The 15742-nt window shown below is 45.3% G+C and carries 16 protein-coding genes; 3 read left to right on the top strand and 13 right to left on the bottom strand.

Annotated features, from left to right (window positions below):
* Nucleotides 1-93 precede the first annotated feature (93 nt).
* Both AAH944_RS05180 and AAH944_RS05175 read left to right on the top strand, forming a co-directional pair.
* A complete protein-coding gene (locus AAH944_RS05180) occupies nt 94-1773 on the top strand; it encodes a GspE/PulE family protein (protein ID WP_415537058.1) in 1680 nt (559 codons plus the stop codon).
* Between the two features lie 35 nt (nt 1774-1808).
* On the top strand, nt 1809-2885 hold the full coding sequence (locus AAH944_RS05175) for a type IV pilus twitching motility protein PilT (protein ID WP_415537057.1): 1077 nt from the start codon (nt 1809-1811) through the stop codon (nt 2883-2885).
* A 231-nt stretch (nt 2886-3116) separates the two neighbouring features.
* Here the strand turns inward: AAH944_RS05175 and AAH944_RS05170 are convergent, their stop codons facing one another.
* Both AAH944_RS05170 and AAH944_RS05165 read right to left on the bottom strand, forming a co-directional pair.
* Nucleotides 3117-4328 (bottom strand): hypothetical protein, encoded by a 1212-nt coding sequence (locus AAH944_RS05170; protein ID WP_415537055.1) that lies wholly within the window; start codon nt 4326-4328, stop codon nt 3117-3119.
* Nucleotides 4329-4341: 13 nt separating this feature from the next.
* The gene (locus AAH944_RS05165) at nt 4342-7095 is read right to left on the bottom strand and encodes a methyl-accepting chemotaxis protein (RefSeq protein ID WP_415537053.1); all 2754 of its coding nucleotides are present in this window, start codon (nt 7093-7095) and stop codon (nt 4342-4344) included.
* A gap of 211 nt (nt 7096-7306) precedes the next feature.
* Between AAH944_RS05165 and AAH944_RS05160 the strand changes: the two genes are divergently transcribed.
* Nucleotides 7307-7729 carry a type II secretion system protein gene (locus AAH944_RS05160; protein ID WP_415537051.1) on the top strand — a complete coding sequence of 141 codons (423 nt, stop codon included), beginning with the start codon at nt 7307-7309 and terminating at the stop codon, nt 7727-7729.
* Between the two features lie 107 nt (nt 7730-7836).
* On the opposite strand, the gene AAH944_RS05155 is transcribed toward AAH944_RS05160, so the two are convergent.
* The 11 genes from AAH944_RS05155 to AAH944_RS05105 all read right to left on the bottom strand — a co-directional run bounded on the left by AAH944_RS05155 (nt 7837) and on the right by AAH944_RS05105 (nt 15626).
* Nucleotides 7837-8175, bottom strand: a complete 339-nt coding sequence (locus AAH944_RS05155) for a hypothetical protein (RefSeq protein WP_415537049.1) — start codon at nt 8173-8175, stop codon at nt 7837-7839.
* A 54-nt stretch (nt 8176-8229) separates the two neighbouring features.
* Nucleotides 8230-8463 carry a hypothetical protein gene (locus AAH944_RS05150; protein ID WP_415537047.1) on the bottom strand — a complete coding sequence of 78 codons (234 nt, stop codon included), beginning with the start codon at nt 8461-8463 and terminating at the stop codon, nt 8230-8232.
* An 18-nt stretch (nt 8464-8481) separates the two neighbouring features.
* The gene (locus AAH944_RS05145) at nt 8482-8682 is read right to left on the bottom strand and encodes a tyrosine-type recombinase/integrase (RefSeq protein ID WP_415537785.1); all 201 of its coding nucleotides are present in this window, start codon (nt 8680-8682) and stop codon (nt 8482-8484) included.
* 194 nt (nt 8683-8876) lie between these two features.
* Nucleotides 8877-9617: a sigma-70 family RNA polymerase sigma factor gene (locus tag AAH944_RS05140; RefSeq protein ID WP_415537045.1), complete on the bottom strand. Its 741-nt coding sequence runs from the start codon at nt 9615-9617 to the stop codon at nt 8877-8879.
* A 41-nt stretch (nt 9618-9658) separates the two neighbouring features.
* On the bottom strand, nt 9659-10192 hold the full coding sequence (locus tag AAH944_RS05135; protein ID WP_415537043.1) for a type II secretion system protein J: 534 nt from the start codon (nt 10190-10192) through the stop codon (nt 9659-9661).
* A gap of 25 nt (nt 10193-10217) precedes the next feature.
* On the bottom strand, nt 10218-10544 hold the full coding sequence (locus AAH944_RS05130; protein ID WP_415537041.1) for a type IV pilus modification PilV family protein: 327 nt from the start codon (nt 10542-10544) through the stop codon (nt 10218-10220).
* Nucleotides 10545-10592: 48 nt separating this feature from the next.
* Nucleotides 10593-11729, bottom strand: coding sequence for a PilX N-terminal domain-containing pilus assembly protein (locus AAH944_RS05125; protein ID WP_415537039.1), 1137 nt, complete (start codon nt 11727-11729; stop codon nt 10593-10595).
* Between the two features lie 49 nt (nt 11730-11778).
* Nucleotides 11779-12612 (bottom strand): type 4a pilus biogenesis protein PilO, encoded by an 834-nt coding sequence (gene pilO / locus AAH944_RS05120; protein ID WP_415537037.1) that lies wholly within the window; start codon nt 12610-12612, stop codon nt 11779-11781.
* A complete protein-coding gene (locus AAH944_RS05115; RefSeq protein WP_415537035.1) occupies nt 12612-13169 on the bottom strand; it encodes a PilN domain-containing protein in 558 nt (185 codons plus the stop codon). The genes pilO and AAH944_RS05115 overlap by 1 nt, the downstream gene beginning before the upstream one ends.
* 115 nt (nt 13170-13284) lie before the next feature.
* Complete coding sequence (pilM, locus tag AAH944_RS05110; RefSeq protein WP_415537033.1) at nt 13285-14388, bottom strand: pilus assembly protein PilM; 1104 nt, start codon at nt 14386-14388, stop codon at nt 13285-13287.
* 29 nt (nt 14389-14417) lie between these two features.
* The gene (locus AAH944_RS05105; RefSeq protein WP_415537032.1) at nt 14418-15626 is read right to left on the bottom strand and encodes a type II secretion system F family protein; all 1209 of its coding nucleotides are present in this window, start codon (nt 15624-15626) and stop codon (nt 14418-14420) included.
* Nucleotides 15627-15742: the final 116 nt, after the last annotated feature.

Here is a 15742-nt window from a genome sequence, read left to right as displayed (position 1 = left end):
GTAAATATTAGCAATTTTTCTTTATTTTTGATTTACACTATAATACAATAAATTAAAATAGACAAAATATAAACAATCAATTGGAGAAAAAATATGCCGGAAACGATGCGAAAACTGGGACAGCTTTTAGTTGAATCAGAGGTGATTACTACCAAGCAGCTCGAAGATGCTTTGGAAATGCAGTCCAAAACTTCTAAAAAACTGGGCGAGATCCTTATTGAAACGAAATCCATTACGGAAAAACAGCTACTCAAAGTGCTGGAATTTCAATATCACATTCCATACTTTGACCTTGGCGAAACTCCGATAGATCCTCTGGCGACCGGTCTGATTACGGAAGGAATGGTCAGAAAGCATTCCTTGATCCCGATCAGGAAGGAAAACAATGTGCTAATCGTTGCCATGGTCGATCCGTTGGACTTTTATGCGATCGATGATGTCAAACGGGCCACCCGCCTTGACATCAAGCCAGCCATGGCTACCGCGTCAGATATCATGAATGCGATCGAGCGCTATTATGGCAAGGAAAGCGCCGAAAAAGCGATTGAAGAACTGAAACAAACCTATGACCTTGTTGATTTTTCCGGAATTGACGACCAGTTCGGCGATGAGGTGACGAATGCACCGGTCGTAAGACTAGTCAATTCCGTGATCCAGCATGCCATCAAGACCAATGCGAGCGATATACATATTGAGCCTTCTGACGATGAAATGCGGATCCGCTACCGAATAGACGGAGAACTTCAGGAAGCCATGAAAACATCCAAAGCGGCCCACCAGGCCATTGTCACCAGAATCAAGATCATGGGACAAATGGATATTGCCGAGAAGCGTCTGCCCCAGGACGGCAGGATCGAAGTCAGCATTGACGGCAACAATGTTGACCTCAGACTATCCATTCTGCCTACCGTCCACGGAGAAAAGATTGTAATCCGTGTCCTTGGGATGAGAAATAGTACCTATACCAAATCCGAACTGGGCTTCACTACCGAAAATCTTGAGCTGTTTGACAGGATTATTAAAAGTCCGAATGGGATCATCCTTGTTTCGGGCCCCACCGGTTCCGGAAAAACCACGACACTTTATGCAGTCATGCGGGAGTTGAATAAACCCACTGTCAATATCATCACCGTAGAAGATCCTGTTGAATACCGGATGGATGGGATCAACCAGGTCCAGGTCAATACCAAAGCTGGCCTGACTTTTGCTTCGGGACTGCGGTCCATTTTGCGTCAGGACCCGGACATTATCATGATCGGAGAGATCCGGGACTCCGAAACAGCCCAGATTGCGATCCGTTCTGCCATCACCGGCCATCTGGTCTTAAGCACCATTCATACCAACGACGCAGCTTCCTCGATCCTCCGACTTGTCGATATGGGAATTGAATCCTATCTCGTCTCTTCCGCGGTTGTCGGCCTGATGGCCCAGAGACTTGTCCGTAAAATATGCACGAAATGCAAAACTTCATACCGGCCGGAACATGCCGAAATGATGCTGCTGAAACTGCGAGAACCCCAGCCGCTATACAAAGGGACTGGATGTCCTGCCTGTAATTACACAGGCTATCACGGCAGAACTGCCATCCATGAAATCATTCCGATCAACAAGGATATCCGCGAGATGGTTAACCGGGGAGTGACTCCTGATCAGATAAGACATATTGCCGGCCGCTTTGGCTATATTTCTCTGCGTGATACCTGTACCCGTCTGGTTCTGGACGGAACCACCACCACGGAAGAATTATTAAAAGTAACCTATAGTATTGAATAGACCGATCAAATCTAATTATGTTGAGGAGTGTTTGTATGAATCTAAATATCAGGGACTTACTTTTAATGTCATTGGAACTGAAAGCTTCTGACCTCCACATCACAACCGGTCTCCCCCCAATGTTCAGAATCAATGGTATCTTGACTCCGATGGCAAACGCCAAGTATTTGTCTCCGTTGGACACTAAAGAGCTTGTCGACGAACTGATGGATGAACCCGTGAAAAACCGTTTGCAGCAAAAGGGAGAAGTTGACTTTTCCTATACGATCCCTGGTATCAGCCGTTTCAGGGTTAACGTCTACAGCCAACGGAAAAGCATGGCAGCCGCGATCAGGGTCATTGTTCCTGATATTCCAAGCATAAACGAACTGGGACTTCCCGATATCCTGAAAGACCTCTCGATGAAACCCAGAGGTCTGATCCTGGTCACAGGTCCGACCGGTTCCGGTAAATCCACTACCCTTGCTGCCATGGTGCGCCATATGAATACGCACCGCAACAGTCACGTCATTACCATCGAAGACCCGATCGAATATTTGCATGCCCATAATCAATGCATGATAAACCAGCGTGAGATTGGCGACGATACCCATACCTTTGCAGATGCTTTACGGTCTGCACTGCGTGAAGACCCCGATGTTATCCTGGTCGGTGAAATGCGCGACCTTGAGACGATCAACACAGCCCTGATGGCTTCAGAAACAGGCCACCTGGTCTTGTCCACGCTCCATACTTCATCCGCAGCGACTACTATTGACCGGATCATCGATGTCTTTCCGCCGAATCAGCTGCAGCAGATTAAAGTTCAGCTGGCATCTGTTCTTCAGGGCATTATCTGCCAGCAGCTGCTGCCTACTATTGATGGCACCGGACGTGTTGCAGCGATGGAAGCTCTCATCGTCAATGACGCTGTCCGGAATATGATCCGCGAAGGCAAGACCCACCAGATTGACACAGTTATTCAGACTGGCATCAAAGTCGGTATGGCCCCGATGGATTATTCCCTGGCGAATCTGGTCAAACGGAAGATGGTAACCCTAGAGGAAGCAAAATCGAGATGTGTGAATCCTGAATTGTTCTCGAAGTATCTTGATCAGCCGTTTATTTTCTAAGTTAAAATAGATGCTTACGGCATGGTACTATCCGCTCTTCGACTGTTACGCTATCCATGGCGCAAACAATCGCGTTTCGCATCGTGTTTCACTTGGCCGCGAATAGCACTATACCGTTAGTCTTTTGTTTATAAAGCAATAAAATGAAGCGCCCTGTTCGGAGTATAAGAAATATTCCGGGCAGGGCGTTTCTTTCACAATTAAGTATTTCGTCTATGGGTGGATCACCTATTAATAGATTTTTTCCCGAAAGCGGGATATCGCATGCTTGAACTTGACCGGCCAGATCTCTTCGCCCCTGCGGAGCAGTTCCCCCATTAGCTCTGCAACATATAGCTTACCTACTCCGGTAAGATTTAAAACCAGAATATCTGAGCTTTTTTCTTCAATGATAACATCTCTGGCCTCGATATCTGTCTTCCTGTGAATCAAGCGAAGTTCTTCCCCTTTCTGCAGGGTTTCCAGCTCCACTTCCAGTGTTGATTTTTCCATCAGCCAGGAATATTCGGCCATCTCTTTCAGATTTAAGATGCCGAATTGTCCAAAATCAAGGACCATGATCTGATCGTCATGGTAGAGACCGATATGTTTCAGCTCCTGATAATACCTGCTGAAAATCAAATATTTTCGGTTATCCAGACCAAAAAAATCCTCCATCATGTCCAGGAAAACCCACTGACGATATTTCGCAATCAGATCAGTACCGATGTCTGCCCAGATCCAGGATTTCTCATCCTCAGGCAGGCCAAACCTTTGGAGCATTTTCCGGTTGATAGACCTAGAAGGAGCCTGCTTCCAGGGCTGATCAAGATAATTAATGACCACAGGCACTAAATCCTGTTCAGAATCCGCATCAATCATTTCTAAAAAATAATCCTCATTTAAGAGGAAGCTTTCCTCATTTCCATCCTGAAAAAATCTGCGGATTACAGCTTTGCAAAAAGGGCTCCCTGTAATCAACCTGTATCTCGTGATCATCGGAGAAACCATTTCCTCATTTTGATGAATCAGATTCACCGCAGCTTCAATAATATCCTTTTCCTGATCAAACAACTCATGCAGGAGCTTATCACTGCAATCCCTAGAATTTGCTGCAAGCCTTGAAGCCTTTCTCATTTCCGGAAGCTCATAAAAATACTGAGTGAGCGCCCGGATCAAGCTGATCAGCCTTGGACTCATCCGCAGTTTAAGAATCTGAAGGATCACGGACTTCATTTCCGGCCTGTCATCCTGTATCAAAGCGATAAGACAATCCTCAAGTTCCCTTTTACCCAGGGAAAAAGCATAGCTCTCCAGAGAGCCCTGGAATCTGCTGAAATCGTCTTCAACTATTTCAGGCTCACGATTCCGGCTGACCCGCTCCGCAAACTCGTGAGGCAGTAAAACGGTCTCACGCAGAACATCCATTGTGCTGTTTAATCGCTCCGGGGTAAACCTCTGCATACTTTACTCCTGTTTACTGCTTCGTTCCTGTTTTTAAAGCGCTCTGCAGCGCTTCTGCAGAATCTCTGATACTTTCAAGGATGGTGGCCAGCCTCAGGGTTACTTCCCCGAGACCCTTGTCAAAATCTGCAAAGGTTCCATTGATCCCGTCCTGAATCCGCTCATTAAATTCCTGTACGGACAGCCTGAGATTTGCAGACAGATCGGCCACGTCAATATTAATTTCTTTGGCGTAGAGACCGATACTGCGGGAATGCTCGTCCATATTTTCAACCAGTTCCTTAATCCCTTTATCAAAGAATTCCAGTGCTCCGGAAGAGTTGTTCGTAATTTTGCTGATGATCTCGGCCGTTTCTGATGAGAAGGATGCTAGTGTCTTCTGAATGCTGAAATCGAGCTCATCCAGGGTCTTCGAAGACTGCTCCGCGATCCGGGTGAAGTAGTCGTCATACAGATCTTTCATTTCTGCAGTCCTGACTGCCAGCTTCTCTACAATTTCTATGCTTTCACCCATGGCAGCCCGCATACTTACTGCCAGATTTTCGCCCATGGAATCAATGGACTTATCCATCCTGCTAAGCAAATCGCCATAAAGATCAGAAGCCTGACGGCCTGCCTTTTCCAGCATATTTTTGCCTTCGAGCGATACCTCCGCGGCCATATCTGCCAGTTTTTCCGTTGTCTGCAGGTTGGAGGCCATGATTCTGTTGCTGTAATCCGACAAACGTTCATCGGTTTTCGCCATCAGCTGACTAAGCCTTTCATCCAGCTCATAACCATATTTTTCGCGGGATGCTTCCATTTGGGTGCTGACTTCTGTGTATCCTTCAACCGCCCTGACAAGATCTCCGGAGATTTGCAGATTGGAACTTTCCAGCTTGGTTGCCACATCACTGAACAGCCGGGAAGCGCGTTCGTTGATCTGTTCCAATAAATTGCTGCTTGATAGCGAGAAACCTTCCGCGACTGCCGTTAATTTTTGAGCTGTCAGCGTATGGGATTCCATGATATTCTCTGTGTAGCCCGCCAACCTTTCATCGGTTGCCTTGATTAACTGACTGAGCCTGTTATCCAGTTCTTCGCTGTATTTTTCACGGGACGCTTCCATTCTGTTGCTGACCTCCGCATATTCCGCAACAGCCCGAGCCAGGTATCCGGAAATTTGCATATTGGAATTATCCAGCTTGCCGGTAATCTCCGCATACATCTGGGAAGCGTTTTCATTAATTTGTTCCAGCAGCTGATTGCTTGATTCAGAGATCTCAGTTACGGAAGAGGTCAGTTTATCTATCGCCAGCGCACTGGAGTTCAAGATCCGGTTGCTGAAATCCGAAAAACTTAGATCTAGGCCCTCCACCATCTGCCCAATTCTTTGATCCGTCTGTTCACCGTGCAGTTTTCTTGATGCCTCGATCCCTGCAAAAATTTCCGCGTATTTTTCGACTGCGCTGGTCAGTGTTTCGGAAATCATGGTGATGGATTGATCCATATGCCCCTGCAGTGTACCCGCCAGCTCTGCAATCCCATTCTGGACCGATTTCACTTGCTCCATATTCCCTTCGAGCAGCTGCAGCGACTGCAGCGCCATGGCATCGGCTTTATCCATACCTTGAACTGCATACGCCCTCATCTCTGCAGCAACTGCTTCTGCCGCCCTGACGCTGTCCAGAGAGGCCCGCAATGCCTCCGAGACCTGTGTCTGAACTTTACCGGCTTCATTCAGTGCATCAAGAGACTGTACACAAAGTTTTTCCTGAGATTTTGCGTTTTGTTCGGTTGCTTCCTGGATCCTGCTCATACCTGATACAACAGTTACCAGAGCCCCGGTAATCTCAGTGGTCTTTTCTGTAAACGTATTCAGCCTGTCGGCCGTAACCGCCGTGACTTTTTCAGTAAAGGTCTGAGCCAGTTCTTTCATCCCATTTTCCTGCCTGGTGATCAGCGCCTCTGAAAGATCGGTCAGCACGCCTGAAGTCTGCTTTAATACCGGCGTAATATTCTGTTCGATGGCTTCCCTGAACGTATCTCCAAGCATCGGCGCCATCGTCTCTGTCTCAAAGGAATCCAATCTGTTTTCCAGCCGCTGCACCGCGTCCTGAAAAGCCAGGGTGTTTTGACGCTGGCTCTCGACCAAAAGACTGATCTCCGTGGGTTCGGAAATCGGATTCAGCCATTCGGAAAGCTTGTATTGATATTCCCATAGCCCTTTCCTGGTTCTCTCTAGACTGGCTGCATCTGCCACTTTAAACAGAAAGACAATTACGGAGACCGCTGCGAGCTCCAAAAACAGGATGCCAAGGCTCCTGATGATGCCTTCCGGTGTCACCGTCCCGTCAAAACCCAGAAAATACAAAGAGGGATATATCAGCGACCCGGCAATACCCAGAATAAAAAGAGTCAAACCTGCGCGCTCCATCATCTGCCGCCCGCACGGGATATTGATCATATTGTTTTCATTAAAGTAATACGGAATGTCCGGACAGATCTCACCTTTGAGCCGATTTGTATATTCCCGGTGATATTCTTTCCAAAGCGTTTCTAAAACCGGGTTTCCTGTTTTAGAGGCCATATCCAGCAGCGTGTCCATTTTGCCCTTTTGATCAAACGACAGTACCTTATCCGCATTACTTATCTGTTTAAGGCCCCTGGCCAGTCCATCAAGACATACTATATCGTATTTTATGTAAAATATTAGTGCTATGAACAGCACCAGCAGCAATGTTCCGCTCAGGACCATTATATCTGTCTGCGTCATCATGGCATTCATTGTTCATATCCCCCTATGCTTCTATATCTATGGTCTATTATATTGCCCAAATCCTGCCAGGACAATAGATTTTTTGATTTGTAAACTAATTGTAAATTAATTGTATGTATTTTGTAAAATATGTAGAATGATGTCTAAAAGGAAAATCCACAGGTATAATTCAAACGTCTAGACCTTGAGGACGACCTCAAAAAATTACGATAATTAAAAAATGGAGGAAAAAGAAATGTTAAAGAGAATGTGTCTTCAAATGAGAAAGAAAAACAAAGGCTTCACGCTGATTGAACTGATTGTGGTTATTGCAATTCTAGGGATTTTGGCAGCAATCTTGATTCCACAGTTTAGTGGTTTTCAAGATAAAGCAACGAGCACGCAGGTGACCGTCGATGCCAAGCAGCTTGCCACAGCCGCAGATGGCCTTATTGCTGAAACTGGTGGATTACCCGCGCAAGCTAATGCGATAAAAGTAGCTTTCGGTGGAGCAACAATTCCACATAGTGGAGCGATTACCACAGGAACATGGGCACTTTCAACTTCAGGTAACCATGTTGTGTTTGAACTGACTCAAACTGTGGATGGAACAGCTTTCACTGCTGAAAGAGATGATAACGGTAAAATAACCGTAACATGGTAATAGGACAACCGGGGGGATAGGTACCACGGTTGATTCAAGAGTCAGCATTTTGCTGGCTCTTTTCTTTTTGCCATTATACCAATTAATCAAGCAAATATTCCTCAACCTTATCCCGATACCATATTCGCCATTCTTACCGCTTTTGTTCCATACATCCCTTTAAGCTGGTATCTTGGCAGAACTGGTGTTGCTTCAGATATATCAATTATCTTTTCTGTTATCTGCATGTTTCTGAGCAATGGCATGATATTTTTTAGCAATTCGTTCATAGAAATGTCCGTACTTATTTGAGCAGTAATTTCTTCCTTAGTCTGTACTGTTTCAGCCTCTTCTTCCACATAATTGCCTTGTCTGGAATCCCAATGATAACCCTTGTTTTTCATGTAGTTAGCCAGCTCAGTATGTGTATCAAAACCTGCTTGTCTGGCAATGTCTTTGGCATCCAATTCACCTTGATTAAAAAGCGATCTTATAAAAGCTGTTTTCGATATACCTTGTAATTAAATAGTATTATCTTTCCCTTTGCCAGAGTACCGTTCAACCGCAGGCACAAACTTCTTTTGTCTGGTATCCCAAGAAAAGTTACGTCTTCTCATGTAATTATCAAGAGAAGCATGGTTTTGATACCCCAGCTTTTCTGCGATATCCGCTCGATCTATTCCCTCTTCAAGCATTTTTAATATTTGATTTATCTGCCTGTCAAATACAGGCTCTTTGCAATTAATCAATGCCATACTTATTACCCCCTTAATCTAATTGTTAAGTACATTGACAGCCTCAGAAAGGGCTTCAATATTCGTATGGGCATAAATAGAGGTTGTTGTCAGGCTTGAATGTTCAAGAAGCTTTTGTATCTGTACCAAACCGACATTGTTTTTAACTAAAGCGGAAGCAAATGAATGTCTTAAAATATGGCAAGAAACTTGCTTGTTAATACTTGCTTTTTTTTGCAGCCTTTCCTATTGTTGCGTTGACATGTGAATATGAAACTAAGCCATTTTTCTTTGTTGCAAAAAATAAGTCTGATTGGTACGCATCCCGCCAATTATCCCTGTAATCCAGAAGCAAAGCATTTAACTTATCGTTAATTTGAACAATTCTCCATATTAAATACAATGATTAAAGCCAGCATTTAAACTGCCGGCTTTCATTCTTTATTAATATTCTCTCTTAAAATCTCCATACTTCGGTCCTTCACCCTGCTTACCTGCCGCTGGGATATCCCAAGCTTTGAAGCGACCTGCTGCTGCGTCATATCTTTAATGAAAATCATTTGAACCACTTTCTGCTGGATATCTGTAAGCTTTTTTAACGCATGATAAAGGGTAAGTTTGTCTTCAATCGGAAGGTGAAATGTCTCGTAGGCTGTGCTGTGAATCCTGGAAGCGTCGATCTCTTCAAAGCTTACAAAGCCTGCCCGCATGACTTCTATGACGCTTTCTTCCTTAATTTTCAGCTTTTCGGCGATGTATTCAGTACCAGGTACATCGCCGTTTTCTTTCATATATTTCAGGACTTCCTGATCTACCTTGGACTGAAGCTCAACAATGCAGCCCGGGCGGTAGAAGGAGGCTTCTTTACGGGCCAGATGGCGTACCTCACCCATGATGCAATGTGAAGCAAACGTCATAAAGCTAGTCTCCCTATCGGGATCAAAATTACGCAAAGCTTTCAGTAAACCCAGACTGCCAGCCTGAAAAAGATCGTCCTCACAGCAGCCTCCGCCGTAGAGCCTTGCAAAATATTTGATCAATCCCTTGCCAGCTCCAAGCACCTTTTCTGCTGATTCTTTATCTTTATGCTGATAGTAGTACGCTGCTGCTTCATTGATAGGCTGATTCAACTGCCCGGTTTCTTCCATATTACACGCTCCATAGGATATGATCATTCAGACTATTCTCTTTACTGAAATCAACTGAGCAGGCGGCCCTACAAAGAAGAAGGCAAGGTATACGAAAAACCGATACAGGAGCCTGAGGCGGTCGGAAACGTGCTTTTATGATAATTCAGCAGAATGATTTCCGTGGTGATATCATAATTGGCATCATCTTTATCGCCAATTGTAAAAATGACTGAATTTGATTTTCCGGTGTTCGTAAAAGAGATTTTAAATTTTTGGGTATTGTCAACTCCGGACGCAGTGGCACTCGTTCCATTGTTATTGTAGTGGAAGAAACCTGAAGCATCCAGGTAAATATCGTTTCTGCCGGTGGCAGCAGTAGGTGTACTCGTCAGGAAGGTAAATGAATCGGCATAGCGCAGCTGCTTGCTGATAAAATCGGCAGCCATGCGCACCTGATATTGCTTATTGGTATTGACTTGTCCCTTGTGGAGAGCAGTTGTTCCGAATGTGATCATCGGGTAAATGATCGCCACGACCAAAGCCATGATTGCAGTGACAGCCATCACTTCAAGCAAGGTAAAGCCCTTGCTCTTTTTTTGTGTTTTTATGCTGAATTTCATGGGCTCCCCTCCAGTCTAAATTCTGTTATTTTCCGGACTTGAAGTAATCAATCGAAACTTCTTTTCCGTTCACAGTAGCACTCTCGGCAGGCATTACTGTACCACTAGCCGAAATCGTCGTCGCATCGGGCATCGTGATTGTAATCGTGGAAGGCGCTGCATTCACTGTATTGAGGTCAGCCTCCACCTGGGACTGGGCAGTATATGCTGCGTCGTTGCGGTCTCTGGCCTGGGCAATGACCTGTATCCCCATTGTAAAAACTGTCAGAAGGGATACGCCGATTATGCCAATGATCCCCAGAGCGACAATGATCTCAATCAGCGTAAACCCTTTGGCCTTTTTTGGAAGCATTCCGGTATCCCTCCCTTAACTATACCTTATTCTGTGCATTAAGATTTCTTATTGCTTTAACCAGACATTGCGCTGGTACGTATCCACACCGACAATGCTGTCCAGGTCGATCGTCGGGTCGTTGGTGATGGTGACATTACTGCTTGGCAGATTCAGATTCTTGACGATCATCTTTCCTGTAAAATTCCCGCTGCCGCCACCCTGAACACTAAAAGTGGCAAACGGCGCGTAAATAAAGACATGGTTCATTCCCAGCAGACCGTTTGAGGCGATGGTGTTGGTTCCGTTGTAATACAGATACAACGTAATTCCAGCAGGAAAAGTTAACGGTCCTGTAATACAGAAATCCGGATCAGATACAAGCAGGTGAACCTCACCAGTTCCGCTTACTCCGCTGGCCCAATTGATCGTTACATGATTATTATTGTTTTTATGAAGGTCTTCCACAGAAGGTGCCTTCACATAAAGTTTTTGGCCATCTGCCGTTAAGGTAATCGTTGGGTATGTCCCATTGTCTGTCGTAGTAAACTGGGCCGGGTCTGCAGGTGGAAAGATTACCTTTGATGTCATGGTGGACACACTGTCGCCATGGGAAACAACATTTTGAATATCTGCCTGAGTGGCATCCGGCCCCAACATAACACTGCCATTAATCTGGCTGCTGTTGCCGTAATTAATCGAAGGACCGTTCGTGGCAAGATCTCCGCCGACTATCGTATTATTACCGATCGTCGGGGAAATATCTGAAAACAGCGTTGCATCGACCGCCGAGCGGACGGCCTGTGTCAGAACCAGGCTAACTTTGACCGGGAGGGCTCCGGTATCAGCTGTTCCCTCGGAGTGAATCAGCAAATCTCCCGCGTATGCCCCGCTCGATATATTGCTAACCTGTACCGCAAAAGTATTGCTTCCGACCGTTCCTGTACCCGGATTGGATGAGGTTTTTGTAATAAGATTACTGACGATTGTAGCGATGTTGCTGTTGCCGCTGTTGCTAATAATATAGGAAGCCATTGCATCGGCGCCGGAACGTGCGGCATAGTAGGCCCGTTTGTTTTCAACTTGGTTCGCGACCATCTTGGTCTCCCCGAAAGCAATACTCAGGATCGCAGTCCCCAACACAGACAGCACAACCAATAAGACCATTGTCAGCACTAATGCATAACCATCCGATTTTTTTTTCACATGACTCCCCTCCTTGTATTCCTATTATTGGAAAAAATCATTCTTAACCTTAATTGAAAGGATCCGACTTTCCGTAACTGCCTTTAATCGTCCAGGCATTGAATGGATCCTCGCCGTTATCAACTTTTTCCACCGCATAGAAAGATACAGTCAGTGTGAATTTCAGTCCTGTATCCTCTTCCTTGGCCTCGACGGCCTCCAGTGCAATCGCCCTGTTCAGCTTTTCCAGGCTGCTGACGACTGTCCGGTACTGGGCGTAGCTCCCGGTAAATTCAATTGTTGTCGGCAGCCGCAGCACCGCATCGGCAGGTAAAGTCTTCTCTTCACCGGTGGTGGCGGTACTCTGGGAAGTACCTGCAGCAGAAGGTATCTCTTTTGCTGGCTGGTCACTATAAGCTTGGTTAATGGTATTCGCTTCTTGCTGCAAGGCATATGCCGGAAGTAGATAGCGGTTGTCCGCCGGCATCACGACCCCACTAACTTCGGGATCGGAAAACTCAAGATTCGTCAACGTCGCGCCGCTTCCCTTCACGATCTTTTCCACGAGCAGCACGTACTGCTCCTTATACGGATAGACGCCGGGGAAGAAGGCTTCAGAAGCCTTCATTCCCTTCGCTAATTGCGTTTCATAGGCCTTGACAATCCTTTGTTCATTTTCCAGGTCGCTTTTGGCTGCAGCCACTTTTTGATCCATGATTGCTTTATCGGCTGTTAAACTTTCAAGGCTGGCACTCATCGGAAGGTAAAGGACATAGTAGCTGAGCGCAATGATAATCACAACCCCAAGAACCATCAGCATTTTTTTATCCCGCTCGGTGATTTTGGTATCGAGTGATAATTTCCCAATCTTTTTCCCCTGCAAGTTTGGTTTCTGCAGCTTCATTATTCAGCCACCTCCTTCAATTCGCACAGAATGGAAAATTCATAGGCAGCTGTTTCTGTACCACTTTGAATAAACTGTACCTGCACCCTGGAAAAAAGCTCTGTTGCCTCCAGGTTATGGGCCAACTCGGCCACTGTCGCCGATGCCGGTACAGTGCCCTGCAGAATCACTTGATAGTCTTTGATTTCCAGAGATTTCAGGCTGACTGCTGCCGGGATCGTCTTTTGAATCGTATTCAGAAATTCACTGCTGACTTTAGTGGCCAGCGTAATTTTTTGTTTGGCCTGACTTACTTGCGCCGTATAGGTGATTAAATTCTCGGTAGCTGCTTTCTTGGCCTGAATGTCTGTCAGCTTGGCTTTGTTTTCCGGAGCATTCAGGAAGACCTCGCCTTTATTAATCGCGTAAGAACAATAGAGCATCCTTGCTCCCATAATGCCGTAAAATAGTACAACAACAATGATTACGCCAAGGATCGCTCCATAGGATCTTCTGATTTTTCTCTTCTGGGCCAGTTTCTGTTTTTCAAATGTTGAAAAAAAGTTAAAATCATTCATTTTGTCACCTGCTCTCAAAGCCTGATCAGGGCAGCGGAGGCATTGACATAGTCTCCGGGTGCCTGCTCATGGTCTATATACTGAATGTTACTGATCGTCTTAAGCCGGTCAACTTTCAAACCGAGCCCTGGGACAGGTACTCAGGTATTCCTGTAAGACTGGCGCCTCCACCGATCAGGTAGATTTGGCTCAAATCCTTGGAGCCGCTCCTGTTCGCAAAAAACTGCATGACCTTTCGGATTTCTTCGAGCAGTTCTCCGTAAAGCGGTTTCACAGCGGCTAGTGCTTCCTCTTTGGTAAAAACTTTTCCTTGTTCAATGGGCCGAAACTCTTCAACCGTGTTCTCAACTGAATCGGAAACAGGTTCTTCCACATTTTCAGTTAGACCCTTCTTTTTAATCACAAACGTATGGCCTTTCTTTTTCACGGCAAAGGATCTATTCTCCGTTCTTTCCGTTGCGCCTGCTTCCGAAGCAATGAGCTCTTGTTTATCGGAAAGAAACTCCAGTTTCTTTTCTTCAGCCTTCTCTTCAGATAGGGCAAATAGGCCTGCAAGCAGGCGATCCACCGCTCTTCCGCCGAAGCTGATAGAACGGAAGAAATTCAGGCTACCCTGAGAGATCAGATAGATCATCGTCCCGGAATACCCAATATCCAAAATGATATAGTTGTTCGACAAAATGTTGTTAATCGCAGTCTTTTCGTTGAAAATTTTAGAAATAACATTCGCGTGAATGTCCAGGGCGACTGGTTTCAGCTTAAGGCTGTCAAGCAGTTCGTAATACGCATGAGCGATTTCCCTGTTCATGACCGCTGCCCGAACCTTGACTTTTTTTGTCCCCTCAGTCTCTGTCTCACCGATTTTACGGTACTCCACGAGATCGGTATCCGTCATGCCAAAGTATTGAACAATCTCGTTTTTGATCATGGCTTCGAGCTCCTGAGCATTTCCTGAAGGAACCTCAAATTCACGAATAATCACGCTGTTGGAGTTAAACGTGATCAGGGTATCTTTGGTGGAAGTATTCAGAGAAGCAAGCACTTCCTGCATGGCTGAGATCAGTACTTCTTTATTCGTAATCAAACCGTCAGAGAGCACGCCTTTCGGGAGCCCGATGCTGGCACTTCGCAGTATTCTGACAGTATTTCCTTCCGCCTGGCCGACAACAGCGTGAATATTTCTTGTTCCAAGATCAAAGGACAGATATGCAGCAGTCAAGTAGATTCCCCCTCTTATGTATAATTTACTTAAATATTCTGATAGGCGCCATACATCGCCGAAACAATCGACAGAACAATAAAGCCGATCACGACCGCCATCACAACGATCAAGGCCGGTTCAAACAGCGCCAGCATACGCTGAATTGCCACATCGGCTTCCTCGTCATAATAGGCAGACGTTCTTTCCAAAATACTCTCAAGTGAGCCGGATTCCTCGCCGATGCTGATCATGGAATAAATCATCGGCGGAAACACCCCGATCTTGCGGATGGACTGCGAGATCGTCGCTCCTTTGCTCATATCCTCTTTGGCAGCTAACAAACCGTCACTGACTACTTTATTCCCAAGCACTTTCGCGGTGATTTCTATACAGTTCAGTAAAGGAATCCCGCTGCTTAACAAGGTGGAAAGTGTCCGGGCCATTCTAGCGGACATGATCTTGATGGAAGTCGACTTTACAACAGGGATTTTCAGTTTCATTCCATCCCATTTCAGTCTTCCTGAATCCGTCTTAATGTATTGTCTTGTTGCAAAAACGATCGCTGCAATCACAATGATTAAAATGTACCAATAAGACCTCATAAAATTACTGATTCCCATAAGGATTCTGGTTGTCAGCGGCAGGGTTGTGCCGGTCGATTCAAACATGGCGGTAAACGTCGGCAGCACAAAAGTCATCAATATAATAACCACAATGATCATTACGCCGGTTAAGATGGCCGGGTATGTCATAGAAGAAATCATTTTTGTCCGAAGCTTTCGTTCCTTTTCAAAATGATCCGTCATTTTAGCCAGTACGAGATCAAGTTTGCCGCTGGCTTCTCCCGACTCAATCATATTAATGAGAATTTCCGGGAATGCCTGCCCCTGCTTGCGCATAGCTTCGGAAAGCATATCACCTTTTTGGACTGCTTCATAAACTCTGAGAACAACTGCTTTGAGCTTCTTGCTTTCCGTTTGCTGATAGATTACATCGAGTGCTTTGATGACTGTTACCCCGGCTGTTAATAGTGCATGAAACTGATTGCAAAACACGACAAGGTCTTTGACTTTTAGCTTGATCGGCTTATCCTTACTAATCGCTTTTTGCGCGCTTTGTTTCTTTTCGCTGACTTCGATGCAAAAAAGCTGTCGCTCTTTGAGCTGGCGGTAAAAGTTCTGAATACTATCGGCTTCCAGAACGCCTGTCGATCTCTGGCCGGAAAAGTCTTTGGCAACATACGAATATAGAGGCATTGTTTCACTTCCTTAATATCAATTTTACAGTTTTTTTACACTTATTTTACATATTTTTTACAAATTCTTCATAAATCTTATATTTCATTTTTAGAAATAAAAATACATTTTTAATT

It is taken from the genome of Dehalobacter sp. CP, assembly GCF_047652685.1.
GTDB lineage: Bacteria > Bacillota > Desulfitobacteriia > Desulfitobacteriales > Syntrophobotulaceae > Dehalobacter.
This window is presented reverse-complemented; position numbering and strand designations above follow the sequence as displayed.

Excerpts from the sequence above, each read along its gene's own strand:
- AAH944_RS05115 (WP_415537035.1), bottom strand. The coding sequence starts at position 13,169 with ATGAATGATTTTAACTTTTTTTCAACATTTGAAAAACAGAAACTGGCC.
- pilO (WP_415537037.1), bottom strand. The coding sequence starts at position 12,612 with ATGAAGCTGCAGAAACCAAACTTGCAGGGGAAAAAGATTGGGAAATTA.
- AAH944_RS05160 (WP_415537051.1), top strand. The coding sequence starts at position 7,307 with ATGGAGGAAAAAGAAATGTTAAAGAGAATGTGTCTTCAAATGAGAAAG.
- AAH944_RS05165 (WP_415537053.1), bottom strand. The coding sequence starts at position 7,095 with ATGAATGCCATGATGACGCAGACAGATATAATGGTCCTGAGCGGAACA.
- AAH944_RS05135 (WP_415537043.1), bottom strand. The coding sequence starts at position 10,192 with ATGAAATTCAGCATAAAAACACAAAAAAAGAGCAAGGGCTTTACCTTG.
- AAH944_RS05150 (WP_415537047.1), bottom strand. The coding sequence starts at position 8,463 with ATGGCATTGATTAATTGCAAAGAGCCTGTATTTGACAGGCAGATAAAT.
- AAH944_RS05175 (WP_415537057.1), top strand. The coding sequence starts at position 1,809 with ATGAATCTAAATATCAGGGACTTACTTTTAATGTCATTGGAACTGAAA.
- AAH944_RS05105 (WP_415537032.1), bottom strand. The coding sequence starts at position 15,626 with ATGCCTCTATATTCGTATGTTGCCAAAGACTTTTCCGGCCAGAGATCG.
- AAH944_RS05170 (WP_415537055.1), bottom strand. The coding sequence starts at position 4,328 with ATGCAGAGGTTTACCCCGGAGCGATTAAACAGCACAATGGATGTTCTG.
- AAH944_RS05180 (WP_415537058.1), top strand. The coding sequence starts at position 94 with ATGCCGGAAACGATGCGAAAACTGGGACAGCTTTTAGTTGAATCAGAG.
- AAH944_RS05140 (WP_415537045.1), bottom strand. The coding sequence starts at position 9,617 with ATGATCATATCCTATGGAGCGTGTAATATGGAAGAAACCGGGCAGTTG.
- AAH944_RS05130 (WP_415537041.1), bottom strand. The coding sequence starts at position 10,544 with ATGCTTCCAAAAAAGGCCAAAGGGTTTACGCTGATTGAGATCATTGTC.